This is a genomic window from Vibrio cidicii (assembly GCF_009665415.1).
GTDB lineage: Bacteria > Pseudomonadota > Gammaproteobacteria > Enterobacterales > Vibrionaceae > Vibrio > Vibrio cidicii.
In genome coordinates this window covers 639618-654217 of record NZ_CP035922.1, presented here as the reverse complement: position 1 = coordinate 654217, position 14600 = coordinate 639618, and the positions used below count along the sequence as shown (strand labels likewise).

Below are 14600 nucleotides of genomic sequence, written 5' to 3'. Positions count from 1 at the left end.
GAGGAGACTCAGCCACTATGTTACTGTTTCCGAGATGGTCAAAACTGTGATGACAACAATAAAAGAAAGCGCTTTCAATTGAAGTAAATCACAGTTCTATCGATTTTTATCCCTTAGGCAAACCAACACACTCCGAAATCATAAAACATAGTCACTTATCGCGTCCTACAATGGCCTTGGCGTTAAGCGCTAGTAAAAGTAGATATTGTCTAAATAGACGCTATCACTGGTTGATCCCCAAAGTGCCATACCCAACTGCTGCATCTTACTTTGATCGAAGCTGACGTTATTACCATCGGCTGCTGTAAAAGGCAGCTCAACCGACAGCCACTTACCCGTCTCTAAACTATCTAACGTATAGATAAGTGGCCCGCCAGATGAGAGCAACTGAAACTGTACTTTGTTGATACCAGAGGTGAGATAAAGGTCAAGATGCATGCCGGATTTGTTACTCGCATCAACAGGGCGTTCGATACCATACTGTATTCCTGTCACACCACCACTGACGCCATCAGGTGTTGGCGTAAATTTCGCGCTCTGGTTGCCCAAAATATTAACCAATTCATGCTTGGGTGCATTCCACCAGTTATCTGACCAATAGGTTATCCATGAATCACTCGTTAGTGCATCACTAAACAGCGAGATAACCGCTTTGCTGTCAACATTTGGTACTGGTGCTGGCGTTGTAGGGCCAAGCTTAAGAGGCTCAAGGGAAATCGTTGTTTGAAGCGAGTTATCTAGTGTTGTCAACCATTGAGCCACGCCATACCCCTCTGCCGTGGCTTTGACCTTTTGCTTGCCTTTTGACAGTTGCAAACTGGCAACTCCACTGGCATTGGTGCTCTGTTTGTATGCGGTGTCATATTCACCATCTTGACCGACAAAAACCGTTGCGTTTTGCAAAGGTTGCCCTTTTTCATTTTTGACAGTCACGGCCAACTGGTGTTGCTCTGCGCTGCCAGAGAAATAGAAATTATCGACAAAGAGCGCTTTTCCTGCCGCCCCCCACATCTGAATACCAGCCATTTGCATCTGTTTGGTGTTCAGGGCATTGGGATCATTGGCCAGCATACTGGACATCGGAATCGCATAGCTAACCCACTGGTTAGTAACGGGATTGGTAATTTCGTAGCTTGCCGAGCCATCGGTAGAAACGAGCTGTAAAGAGATACGATCAATGCCAGATTCGGCATACAGGTCAATATTCCAGACATCATGTTTTGACACATCGACACTGCCATACTCAATACCATACTGAATGCCTACAACACCGCCATTGCTTCCCGCCCCTGCGATTTCATAACGACTATAGTGGTTGCCCTCGATAACGCCGGATGAGTAAATTGGCGCATTCCACCAGTTCTCATTCCACAACGAGACAAACTTATCCTCTTGCAGTGAATCACTGAAAATAGAGAACGCCTGTGAGTCGGTCACATTAGGCACGGGTGCAGGACTGGTTGGTTCGCTGAGTTGTACCTCTTTATGAATGAAGGAGAGGTTGCTCAGCATCACGCTGCTGTTTTGATCCGAGAGAAAAACAAGACCAAACCAACTCAAATCCGCTACTGAGGGAATTGGCACTTCAAATTTGAGCCAACCATTGCCGATCGCCTCTCCATCGCTCATTGGATAGGTGATTTTCTGTTCAGGAATACTAAACCCGTTAACCACCACTTCCACCTGAGTGAAACCGCTTGGCTTGAGGTAGAACTGCGCATAGTTGTAAGCTCGCGCATCAATGGCGTTAGTTTGCTCATTTCCCCAAGCGATTGCGGCGCCAAATCCCCAGTTCGTGCCACTGGATATCTTAAGCGCGCGAGTGAAGGTTGCATCGTTACTGATATTTTCTACGGCAGCACCAGAGCCCCAAGTATCACCCCAAAATTGCATGTAGTGGGAATCTTCATAGTCGGAGTGAAACAGATACAAATCGGATCCACCCACAATGGCCTCTTTTTCCAAATCAAGATTGACCGACTGATCGCTATCGGCCAACGTGACATTCAGTTGGCCAGCTTGAAAACCTGTCGGAGCAGAGGCGATTTGATAACGACCGCTTTCTAACTGAAACTGCGCTCTTCCCTGTGCATCGGTGGTGCGGCGATAGTTTTTTTGCGTTTCAGATGTGACGATCACCTCTGCATTGCCGATCGGTTGTTGATCATTGGCATTACGAATGGCTACGGTTAACTGGTTTAAAGACGGCAGATTTGTGTCTGGTGACGGTTTCGTACCTGAATCACCACCACATCCGGCCAGCAAGGTAGAGCAAAGCAATGCACCCAATATTGAAGGCATCTTTCTCATGAGAATATTTCCTTATATTAATCAATAGAGAGGTTGGATTTTCGGCGCCAAATCGCCAGTAATAGCAGCGCCGCAAAAGAGAAGAAGTGTGTTGCGCCTGCCGAAGAGGTATTACTTTCCCCGCTTGCACTGTCAGATTCAGTGACGGAAAAATACAGCTGTTTTGAGAAGGTTGAATCAACGTCATCGATGTGTACGAGAGATAAACCGACCTGATATTGCCCCTTGTCCATCGAGATCGGATCAAAGCGCAATTGCTTACCGTCGATAATTGGGTTGTGTAGCGATTGAACCTGCCAGTAGAGGCTATAGTTGTCGGCTTCGGCGGGATCAAGCTCGAGCTCGGCCAGCACCGTCACTTGCCCTGATGCTCGATTGACCTCTGTGGTCGCAACACCATTTTGATACATGCTTAATGAGGCATTAACCGCAGGTTGTTCTGGTTGAGTGGGCTCTTTACGAGGAGCCTCCTCATTACAATAAAGTGACTGGCTTGTCTCACTCGTCTGACAGTGTGCGATATAATCCACTTCCAACGTTGCTTGCTGCAAGTTCGGATCAATAGCTCCTCCCAGCATCCCCCCCATCGCGAGATTGATTAAAGCGAACATCGGTTCATGATATTGCTGACACTGACGAATATCTCTTGAAACCACCAACGTTTGATCGATAAAAAAATCAATTTTCTCCTTTGTCCATTCAATCGAATAACGATGCCAATCCAGTACATCGGCGACACCATTTGGATAAGAATAACGGTATTCTCCACCACAGCCCTCGGCATTAAAAAAGTTGGTGATATAGCGATCGGGCTGGTGCGCATACCATTCCCAAACATCGATTTCCCCAGCGCCTCGTTGAGGCCAGTGAGCACTGTCTCCATCCCCTTTTATCGGTTGCTCCGCAATGCGGTTCTCCAGCATCCAAAATGCAGGCCAAGTCCCTTTTTCTAGGTTATGAAAACGAATTCTTGCCTCAAGTTTTCCATACAGAAACTCGCGTTTGTCTTTCGAGTTAAGGCGTCCCGATGTCCAAGATTTGCTTTGACCGCCGAGCGAGGGGCAATTGACCCTTTCCTTTCTCGCGATGATTTTCAGCGTCCCGTTGGAAACGTCGTAGTTTCTTTGATCGGAGTGATCATCGGCGGTATAGCATTGCACCTCGTTGTTGTAATTCGCCTGAGTTTGCGCCGTCCAGTTATTCCAATTCACCCCCTCGCCCTCGAAAGTATCAATCCACTGCACCTCCCAGCCCGCATACACTGTATTCGACAAAAGCAGGGACAACAGGCACAAAATACGGGGTGACTTTCTCGCTTTCTCAACACAACCCTTTGGCTTTAAACGGGTTAAACACGTAATAGTAAACATAGATCTCCCTCCGATACGTCTTTGATCGGATACGAATGGTGTAAGTAGGCTATGGTGGGGATAGCTTGCGATATCCCCGATTAAACAAGATTGACTATTCAAGCCAAGAGATGTTTCTCACCTCGATATCACTGCGAGTTGGCGCGCTACCACCCGACGTTTCATAGATATCAGCGATAGTAAATGGCGACGTGACCTTAGTTAGATCAGCAGAGGAAAACTGAGAAAATTTGTTGAGATCAATAGTGTACTTTACCCAATCTTTACTCAGTGTGTAGCCCTGTCCCGCATTAAAACGTACCCAATGGTTACTGCCGCCGCCCGCCGCGGTTTGAAAACCAAGGTAAAAACCAAATGTCGCAAGCTGGCTCTCACCGCCATCAAGGCCGCGGATCTCGAAGGTCATTTTGCTGGAGGAAGAAAGATTGGTCGGATTGGCACTATTGCCAATGCCTGCGCCCCATCCCCAAACCGCCGCTAACGCCGGATCGGCCGCCACAGTCAAAACGCCAGTCTCATCATTGACACCAGCCCAAGCCGTAATGGGGTTGTCCCAACCATAGACACTGGCGCCCGAATAGACATTGTTGCCCAGCACTTTAAACTCTCCCTCGGCGGGTGGCGTGTCAATCGGCGCTTTAGGTGGTGCTAAAACCGCGTCCATTAGGGTTGCGAAATCCCCCGAGTAACTCGCTGTAAAGCCTGCTCCCGGGCAATCTCTGGTTAACCCCAGATTGTTTAGTGCATCAACTTGCTGCCAAAGCACATGCTTCACGGAACAATTGATATCAATAAGCCCAAAGTGCTTTTCCGAATGTGATGGGTTATTGGCATCCCCTTTCCATGGCTCATCAAAAGCTTGAAAGAAAAACAGCGAAGCACCAAATTGATCACTCCAAGCGCGCATGTCGTCATAAAAACGCTTCTGTTTATACTCATCAGCCGCTTGTGTGCCTCCAGCTCCCAATCCATCAGTCGAGATGGAGGACCAACCAGTTTCACCTAGGTGAATGGGCTTCATTGCATCAACACGATTGATGAAACTCTGCGCTACTTGTATCTGACCTAATGTATGTTGATAGGCACGATCCATGGCCGAGTCAATCTGCTCTTGCTTGGAGAGATTCTGCTCACTTTGCGGCACTTTCCACTGCTGTGAGAAGTCGGGATGATAGTGAGTATCATGCAACGCATAGGTATGCAGTGACACATAATCCACCGCTTTGATCAGGGCTTTCAACACCGCCTGTTCACTCTGGTTGCCATTGGCATCTTGACCAGACCAAACCGCGTAATTATCTGAAGAGGTAACCCAAATGTCCTTGGTCGATTCGCTGCCAAGCTTCCACTGCTGCAGATCTTCAACATGATTAAGGATGATTTGCGGTGTGACATGGTACGGCGCCCAATCCACCATGGCCTCGTTACCTACCGCCAATACTTTCACGATATCGGGATACTTGAGCGCAAGCTCCTTTGCTTTGGCGATTTCATCAAAATTCTTCGGATTGTCTTTGTCATGTTCAACGGTGAGATTGGTCCATGAGTTCAAAGCATCAATCCAAATGCCGAGCATGACATACATTTCAAAATTGGGGTCTTGCTGCTTGAGTTGGCTTATCGCCTCCAGCAGGTTTTCCGTGTTGGACTTACCGTCCGTGCCAATAAACCCTTGGGTGTTGTAAGTGCGGATAACCTTAATACCGAGTGCAGAGAGGATTTTCATATCTTCAATCTGCTGCGTAACGCTCGGAACTTTATCACCCGATTCACGTACATTTGACCGCCAGGCCCCATAAGAAATAGCCGGGTATTGAGGGTTGCCCAATAAGGCGTCGCCATTACGTGCGGTGGGTTGTTGAGTCGGTTTAGGTTGTGGCGTGAGCACGACGCTTCCATTGCCATCATTTGTTCCGGGATTACTGCTCAAGGCTTCATCGCCACAGCCGCTTAACAACAGTGTGCTAACCGCGAAAGCGAGGAGTTTCAAATTCTGTTTCTTCATCTCTGTTTCCTAACTCTTTGAGACGTCATCATCGATGGTGATCGTTGAATTTGGTCTGTGCAATCACACGCACAGACCGACTGATTAGTTTGCTGTTAAGCGGATGTTGTCGAAGTCGACGGCAACCGAGCAGCCCGCCACCGCACCGCATACGCCACCAAGGGTAAAGCCCAGACCCCACTCAGGATCGTTGCCAATATTGAAGGTAAAACTGTGCTCTACCCATTCATTGGTTGGCGCAGGTAAAGAGAGCACTTCTGTACCAGAAACGCCGGCAGGTGACTCTGTGTGAACCACACCATTGACCACGCCACCATCAGTCACTTGCCCTTTCATGTTAAACGTAACCGTAACAGATTGATTTGCCACTAACGTCCCTTGACCAACACGCTGTTGTTTGATTCGAGCTTCTCCGCCGGAACCCGCAGATGTGCGAACGGAGCCATTAATCACGGAAACACTACCACCGCCCACTTGAAACCATGGGTCGAGTTTATCTGTCGCAAAGTCACCGTTAATCAGTAAGTTACCGGTGTTGTCGACCGGTGGTAGGGTCGGTTCGTCAGGGACAGTAGGCGACGTTGCACCGGTTGAGGAGAAGACCACGTTATCTACCAGATAGCTTGAACCAATACCCGAGCCCCATGCAGGGAAGATCATCAGCAAGTCAATGTTTGCTAGGTCTAATCCCGCACTGGCAAGATCATTGAGACTAAATTGGTAATGCTTCCAGGTATTCAGCTCAGGTGCTTCAACGAAGCTCATTTCCACTGCAGTTGCTGCGTTCACAGACTCCACTTTAAATTTCCAATCCGTCGCGCCCGCATCATTGGTCAGTTTGAGGTCAAAAGAAACCGTTCCTTTGTCCTGCCAAGCACTCACGTCGATTGGTTGACCATCAACAGCACCAGCATCTGCGCGCGATGAGAAACCAACCACGGTGGGGCCGTTAATCACAAACTCCGTGACTGCACCATATTGGCTATCTGAGTCTGTGATAACGCTAGGTGTCGAGCCACCACAACAGTCCCACGCCACCCATTTGGGATTAGCTGCATCGCTAAATAGTGTGATTTGATCAGGTTCGGTGGGTAAATCCGGTTCATCGGGATTGGTTGTGCTATCGGCATCAACGAAAGTCATGTCATCCCAGTAGAACACCATCCCTGTGCCCGGTTGGCCAAAATCGAAGAAAATAGACTTCTTATCGTAAACAACACTGGAATCCACAGTGCCAGCGTGAGGAAGCGAGAAATCAAACGTCACTTTTTCCCAAGCGCCCGCAATCGTGGTTGTCGCAAGTGCTTCGACAAATTTCTCTCCGTCATTTTGGTCTTCAAGCTTGAGCAATACAGGTATGCTGCTCTCTTCGGAGTAGATCCACACGGAGACTTTTTGCCGATCGTCGGCAAACGGAATCGCCGTCAGATCGCCCAAGGTTGTCCCGGCCCACGTTTCAGCGCCGTCAGTTTTGGTGGTTTTGATGATTTGACTGCTCGACGATGCAGCGGCTAAAACCGCAGGATCGGCTACCCCCAACTGAGAGACCGAACCACCGAAATCCGTCACCGCTTGAGTGAGATCCAGTTTAAGTCCGCTGTCTGCATCAGGTCTTGGTGTCGGATCTGGGTCTGGTTGCGGCTCCGTCACGCCATCGAGGATAAACTTAATATTATCAACGCGATATACCGCCCCTTCTCCTGTACCCCAGGCTGGATAAATCAAGAAGTTATCCACACTTGTCAGATCAAGCCCTAAGTTAGCCAAGTCCGCCACCGGGATGGAGACCTTTTGCCATGTGTTGACCTGAGGTGCGGTGATCGATACTTCCGCTTCCTCACCGCCTGCATTAATCGCCCCACCATTGCTTTCCAACTTGATAAACCAGTTGGTCGGGCCAGCAATCGGCGCACTCATCAATTTGATATCAAATTCAACCGTCCCTTTGGCTTGATAGGCACTAATATCGAGTGGCCCTGCAGTTTGAGAGCGAACAAAACCCAAAACGGCTGGTGTTGCTCCCACAGTAAACTCCGTCACAATGCCATAGTCCCCCAGCTCCACGGGGTTGGTGGGTGTCGTGCCACCACAACAATCCCATGCTGGCCAAGCACTATTAACTTGATCTTGAAAAATCACGAAGTCCGTACCCGGGTTCGTGGTTGGCGGATTCGTCGTTGGTGGTTCAGGGGTTGTCGGTGGATTCGTTAGGCTCTCTTCACCACATCCACTGATCAATAATGCTATCGCACTGGCCAACACAAGATTAGTCAGTCTGAAATGCTTTATTTCGTTGCTCATCCAAATGTCCTTAAAATATATCCATGATAATTTTGGTTGTGATCAATCGTCACTCATCGCTCAATAAAGAGCGACTACGAGCGAATAAAAATTCGAAATTTAATTATTTAGCTTTACTGCTTATATAAATTAAATTTAAGTTAAATTAATTAAATAAGTTCTTATGCTATTTCATTTAACGTAATTAACTTACCACCAAAGATCAGCTTGGAAGCCAACAATAAAGTCATCCTCAGGTTTACCTGAAACCTCATTTAAATTAGTCCAAGATTTTGGTAAATATGAGGCTAATAGTCTGATTTCCGGATTCACTCCAACGGAAGTTGGCAAAATAAACGTTGGTGCAATGGTCAACTTAGATTGGTTCCACGAACTGCCGCCCCAATTGTTGTATGCGTAGCCTACTTCGCCTTGAACGTAGAAATGAGAACTAACAGGCACTGTCATTCTTGTCATTGCAGACAACCAGTAGTTGTAGTCGCTCTGTGAACGAGCATCCCCTGACGCCATATGGTTATACTGACCTTGAATGGATGGGAAAAGCCCGACGCCGTTATCAAAAGTATAGCCCCCCCAGAGCATCACTCTTGCAGAGGTATCATCATCTTCCACTTTTGAGAGGAGCTGACGAGCATCGCCTGCCGCTCCCCAGTCGTCATGCTGCCCCTGAGCTAAAGAGCCGGGAGCATAAGCGTTGTAGTCCGTTATGGTGCCACCTAACAAATTGCCAGCACCCAAGCCTTTACCAGCTTGAGCGATAATATTTGAAAAGCCATTGCCAGATAGGCCAAAGAAACTCGACATTTTATACGTCAGTGTTAAATCAAAACCGGTTTCAGCCCACTCTTTCCCCTGTGCATCCCAGTTGTCTGGCATCGCCTTTAATAAAGCGGATACAGAGAGATTATCAAAACTGGTTCCAATATGGATTGCATGGAGAAGATTATTTAAGTTAGTCCCATTATTACCAACTTGTGCTGGAGAATCTGCCCATCGGTCTGTATTTTCGTCATATCTGTCACTGGCTATATAGGCAAGATCAAATTCATTACCAAAAAGGCTTAAATCCGTTAAGCCAATTCCGATACCGGACATATCTGTGTAAAAGAAGTCGGTCATGAAAATATAATTATCACTCTTACCATATTCGCGCTTGCCAGCCCAAAACGTGCCCGTTGGTGAAACACCTTTTAACTCAACAAATGCATTAGTGATCGCGGCATCAAATCCATCCGCGCTAGAGGATAAACCGGCTTCTTTCCCTTTTGCTCCAACACCAAAATTAATACGGAAATTTCTACCGTCGTCAAAGTCCCAATTGCTAACCAGGTTGGCTTTGTAATCGTTGTCGGCTTCAATACCTAAACGACCTAATGTTTCTTTTTGACCAGCAAAATTAGAGCGTTTTAGATCATTCTCCACACTATTAATCACACCAGCACGAAAATACCCATGAAATTCAATGCTACTCATCTCCGCGGCATGCGCTTGAGAAGCGAAAGCGAGTCCTATAGCAACGCCGAGCGCAAGTTTCGATTTTATGAAGTGAAATTGATTGACCACTGTGGTTCTCCCTTTTGTCCCTAAGCCCTTGATTACAAGGCGATCACGGTTGGATTAAATGCTTTTGACTTTGGTAAGTCATAAAGAAAGCGCTTTCTTTATAAGTTTAAAAAATAGCTCCAAATGTTAATAAACCCCTAACATTGAAACCAATTTATTACTACAATGCGCGGTACGTTATATTGCAATCGATGAAACACACCGTTACTGACCATTGTAGCGGCTATAAATCGTATAAAATGCGACCCTCATCACCAAGCAAGCGCTTTCTTTATGCATAGATCACATTATAATCGCTTCTACCACGTTTTAATTGTGATGGAATTTGACGCAGATACGCTGAACCTTGTTCAGTTCCAATATTTGTCATCTCGATGTCAAGAGCGCTAGGTGCTGTGAGAACACGAGGTTACACTGTCGACTTGAACTCAAAAGGCAACATAAGGGGAGTTCCATTGATCACCATTAAAGAAGTCTCTGAGCTGGCGAATGTCTCTCAATCAACGGTTTCAAGAGCACTTAATAACCATCCAACGGTAAAAGAAGCCAACCGTAAGAAAGTCTTCGAAGCGATTGAAAAGCTTGGTTACAAACCGAACGCCTTTGCACAGGCGCTCGCTTCAAGCCGTTCCAACAGCATCGGCATGTTAGTCGGCTCGCTAGACGGCCCATTTTATGGCCCACTCATGCATCACGCGGAAAACACCGTAAGACAGAACAACATTCACTTGATCGTCACCAGCGGTCAGGAGTCTCACACCAAAGAGCAAGATTCGATTAACTTTTTGCGCTCAAAGCAAGTGGATGGGTTGATTGTTCATTCCGACAAGCTCTCTGATGATGAGCTGATTGAGGTGGTTGAACGTCAAAACGCGACAATTGTTTTGAACCGCTACATTCCTGAAATCGCTGATCACTGCATTTTTATTGATAACGAACTTGGCGGCTATTTAGCCACCAAACACCTTCTTGAACATGGTCACAAGAAAGTGGCGTGCATTACAGGTCAACTGAGCAAAGGCGATAGCCGAGAGCGCTTGCAAGGTTATCGTAATGCGCTGGCCGAGTTTGGTATTGCTTATGATGCTAACTTGATTGTTGAAGGACGTTTTGACCACCAAGGCAACCACGAAGCGGCGCGCCGTCTGCTCGATCGCGATCCACAAATCACCGCCATTTTCTGCCAAAACGACAACATTGCTCTGGCGGTTTACGATGTGGCCGCAGAACGCGGATTGGCAATTGGCGACGATCTTTCTGTGGTCGGTTTTGACAACGATACTCACAGCCAGCACATTCGCCCACGCTTAACCACGGTGAACTTCCCTGTGATGGAAATGGGCTGCGAAGCGGCCAAAGGGGTATTGGCGCTAGTCAACAAGCAAAGCTATCCATTGAAGCACAAACTGACGCCAGAGCTGGTGGTGCGAGATTCGGTGAAAGCCTGCCAATAGAGGGCGGTGATTCAATCAAAAAGCAGCGAGTTCCCCGCCTTGATCTTTTGTTAGTAAGAGCATGTTAGTAAAAGCACGTTAGTAAAAGAAAAAAGGGCCTCACATCTTAGTGAGGCCATTTTGTTTTCATCGGCTTATTTGTAGAATTTAATCGCGATAAAGCATGGATTCTGGCAAGCTCACCAGCACTTTTTCCACTTCACCCGTGCGAGCAAAAATCGCTTGGCTGATATTTCGCTCAAGTTCCAGTTGATCAAAAAGCTGCACACTGTCATCGTTCATCATCACTTCAATATGTCCTTGCGCCTGTTCGCTGATCTGGTAGATAAACGGTACCTGACAATAGGTGAACGCAAGCTGACCGGCTTCAAGCACATAACTGCGCTTTTCACCCGACAGCGCCAAACAGCTAAACGTGGTCGATTGGGTAAGGAACTCTTGTTTTCTCAGCAATGTCGGCTGAATGCGAATCGCCTCTTCTTTGACCTCGATGCCCAGTTCGGCAAAGCGCGTCAGCACTTCTTCTTTCACTTGGCCTGTCATGCCAGGCTGCTGCGCACCCGCGTGTTTTGGCGTGTGTGAGTATGGGTCGGTCGGAAACGCGCCGTAATTTTGCGGCGTTTTGTTAAAACCAATACCCTGACGAACGCGGTAGTAGTAGTGCGCCAACTGCTTGGTTTCTTCGCTGTTTGCATCTTGTTCCAACGCAAACTGGTAGTTTTCTTGCACTGCCAGCAGCAGTTTGGAGACCATGTGCCAGTAGATACAGCCCAAACCTTCGTAACCAAACATGGTGCCGGAGCGGCCAGTAAAGGCGCGGTGGTTGAATACTTGCTCGTAAAGCGCATCCAGCTCGTCCCACTGCTCTTTGCCAAGCTCAGGATAGTCTGCTTTTACCTGTGCGACCGCCTTGCGTAGCCCATCGACATTTTCAAACGCAGCGTGGAAATGGCAATCGCCTTGAATGTCGCGTTGCACGATGCGTTGATCACCCTTCGCTAGCATCTCGCTAATGACACGAGTTGCTTCAACTTGATCAGGCGCGATACGATTGCGCTCAACAAACGCGGGCAACTGGCGATCTGGATAGAGCATAAAGCTTTGCTGATCGTCACGGTACATGTCGCTGCTAAACAGTTTGTCCAACAACTCAACGGCTTGTTTCGGTGTCAGCACGCCTGCGCTCAATACCGCCACTTGCCCTTCCAGCATAGGGTAGAGATTCTCGATATTTAAGCTTTCACCCGAGTAAGTCAGGATGTTGTAAGCGTTGTACAAACCATCTTCACGCAAGTTGTTCTCGATGCTCGAATCAAGTACCACAAGGCTGGCTTCCAGCAGTTTCTCTAGCGCGCTTTTCTCCACCTTGGTTTTGCCCGAGAAACCATTCATGCGGTAAACGCGCTGTCTATAGTCATCGGCCGATTTTTCTAGCAGAGTCAAAATCGCTTTGCGTGTCTGACGGTTCACCGTACCTTGACGGATCTCTTTGGTTGCGTCTTGCAAAATACGGGTGATGGCGAGCATCCAATCAAACACCTCTTTCGACATCGAGACCGATGACGGCAGTTCACTCATCAATCCCTGCAAGAAAGCGACATAACGACGCATGTAGTACAAGGTGACCATAGAGAGGCCATTGCCGACAATCGCGTTATTGGCATCGTTCCATTCCGGGCGCTGAGTGTTAAGCCAAATACCGCCATCCAGTACCAAATTGCTCAGTTTCGACAGCAGAGGCACCAGCACTTTTTCACACAAGTTCACCATGTAAACGCTCTCTTCCCCTTCGAGAACTAAGCGGCCATCACTGCCCAGTTGCGCGACTTTTTCTTCGATGCGCTTTTGTCGAGCATAGTTAAATGCCACCGTATCTTTTGGATTGGCGAACAGCTTGTCCACGCCACACAACTCGTACGGTACATTGGCGTAGCTAAACAAATCGCTAGTGAGCAACTCGCTAAGCTCTTCACGTTGATATTTTTCCGCCAACTCAAGGAACTTCAGCAAGTAGATGATCTGGTGATCGCCCCAGTAGCCAATGTTGCTCCAAGGGTCATCCGCTTCCAGCAATTCCCAGTCGATGCCCTCTTTGGTAATACGATACGGGTTGTAGCCATCCATGGTTGAGGCGTTGACAAACTTTGCCATAAACGAAGATATGAACCCGGGATAGCTCAGCGCCAACGCTTCCCAGTTTTGGAAAATGTCACGCCAGTTACCTTGATAAGAAAGCAGACGTTCGCCGTGTTCATCTTTGAGTTTGATTTCGTAGTGGTTCCACGGGCGGCTTGGGTCACCATGACGACGACCAAAGGTCAGTGGCAAATATTCGTAACTCAAACGCAGCAACTGCGCATCGCCAGTGAGCTTCGCCAGGCGCACCAGTTCTGCGTGAGTGAAACTCTCTGGCAGATCAGCGAAGAAGGTTTGCTGACGCGCCACCACCTGTTGGTTGGTTTTGCGCATGGTTTTCAGCACATCTTGCTTGTCGAGCTGGTAGTTGTTTTCAATCACGCCGCCGCGCATGCTGTTGAACAGTACGTTGGCGTAGTGGTGCACAAACGTGGTCTCTTCTGCGGTCACTTGCCAAGCATCTCCGCCCGACATCAGGGCAATCAGCTCTTGCTGATTCTGTTCAATACTCACCTCGATCTGCTGTTCTACATTCGCGGGCGTCGCCAACTGCTGCTCTAAAGCACGCACATCACAATGGTTTTTGTCGATATCCGCCACAATCAACCAGTGCTTACTCTGCCCTGCTGTCAGCTTGATGGTTTTGTTGATCAAGTAACTGCCGCGCACGCCACGCGTCAGTGGCTCGTTAGCAATTGGCTCACCACAGCGGAACTCGCCCAACTGTTCGCTGCTGAGCAGAATTTGGCCGTAGTCGTTATCGATGCTAAACACCGTGGTCGCCAACAGTGATTCGGCAGGCTCTGCACGGTCACTCAACTTAGCGTACATGGTGTAGAGCGCCAGTGACGTGCCTTCCACTTGCTCATTCCACTTGTAGGCATCCACCAAAGCACTGCGCGTTTGCAACGCCGCCAGAGGTGCGCCCGATGGCAATAGGTTTTGCAAACCGTCGAGAATGTCGAGCTCACGCTCTTGGCCAGAGAGATCGCTGATTTGCGCGCGACGCACAAAGCCAAACTCTTCGCTGCTGGCCCATGAGTATTGGAATTTCAGTTTTAACGTGTGATTAAGCTCTTCAAAAACGATTTTGTCGCCGATGCTGTTTTTATAAAGATTGCGCTCGACTTGGTACAAGCCATCATGGAAACGGTTGAACGGTTCCCACAGTACCCAACGGCCATCTTGCTGTACTCGAATAATGGTTTTTGAGCCGGTGTTTTCCGCACTTTCATGGATATGATCCACCGACTTGTAAGGGAAAAGGGCGTTTTCAGGGCGAATACGCCCCGCCGACAAACTGCCTGTTGAGGAGATAAACAGCCAATGGTCGCTGGACGAGACCACACTAATGAAAAATGGCGCCATTCTGTCTACGTTGGCGATTTTGTAGTAACGCTCGCCAAGTAAATCAACAAAAGAACCCGTGACTGTTTGGTTTTTAATCTGAGTAAGATTCAT

General features: G+C 48.1%; 7 protein-coding genes. 1 reads left to right on the top strand and 6 read right to left on the bottom strand.

Annotated elements, in window-relative coordinates; genetic code table 11:
• Positions 1-189 precede the first annotated feature (189 nt).
• From EWA64_RS18480 to EWA64_RS18460, 5 genes are all read right to left on the bottom strand, one after another.
• Positions 190-2310 (bottom strand): carboxypeptidase-like regulatory domain-containing protein, encoded by a 2121-nt coding sequence (locus EWA64_RS18480; protein WP_244881520.1) that lies wholly within the window; start codon positions 2308-2310, stop codon positions 190-192.
• A gap of 17 nt (positions 2311-2327) precedes the next feature.
• Positions 2328-3680, bottom strand: a complete 1353-nt coding sequence (locus EWA64_RS18475; protein WP_061895857.1) for a glycoside hydrolase family 16 protein — start codon at positions 3678-3680, stop codon at positions 2328-2330.
• 94 nt (positions 3681-3774) lie between these two features.
• The gene (locus EWA64_RS18470) at positions 3775-5685 is read right to left on the bottom strand and encodes a glycoside hydrolase family 17 protein (RefSeq protein WP_061895858.1); all 1911 of its coding nucleotides are present in this window, start codon (positions 5683-5685) and stop codon (positions 3775-3777) included.
• A gap of 84 nt (positions 5686-5769) precedes the next feature.
• Positions 5770-7986 carry a carbohydrate binding domain-containing protein gene (locus EWA64_RS18465; RefSeq protein WP_061895859.1) on the bottom strand — a complete coding sequence of 739 codons (2217 nt, stop codon included), beginning with the start codon at positions 7984-7986 and terminating at the stop codon, positions 5770-5772.
• 189 nt (positions 7987-8175) lie between these two features.
• Entirely contained in the window at positions 8176-9549 is a 1374-nt protein-coding gene (locus EWA64_RS18460; protein WP_244881521.1) for a carbohydrate porin, read from the bottom strand.
• A 455-nt stretch (positions 9550-10004) separates the two neighbouring features.
• On the opposite strand from EWA64_RS18460, the gene EWA64_RS18455 reads away from it, so the two are divergent.
• Positions 10005-11003, top strand: a complete 999-nt coding sequence (locus EWA64_RS18455) for a LacI family DNA-binding transcriptional regulator (protein ID WP_061895860.1) — start codon at positions 10005-10007, stop codon at positions 11001-11003.
• A gap of 147 nt (positions 11004-11150) precedes the next feature.
• Here the strand turns inward: EWA64_RS18455 and EWA64_RS18450 are convergent, their stop codons facing one another.
• On the bottom strand, positions 11151-14600 hold the full coding sequence (locus EWA64_RS18450; protein ID WP_061895861.1) for a 1,3-beta-D-glucan phosphorylase, GH149 family: 3450 nt from the start codon (positions 14598-14600) through the stop codon (positions 11151-11153).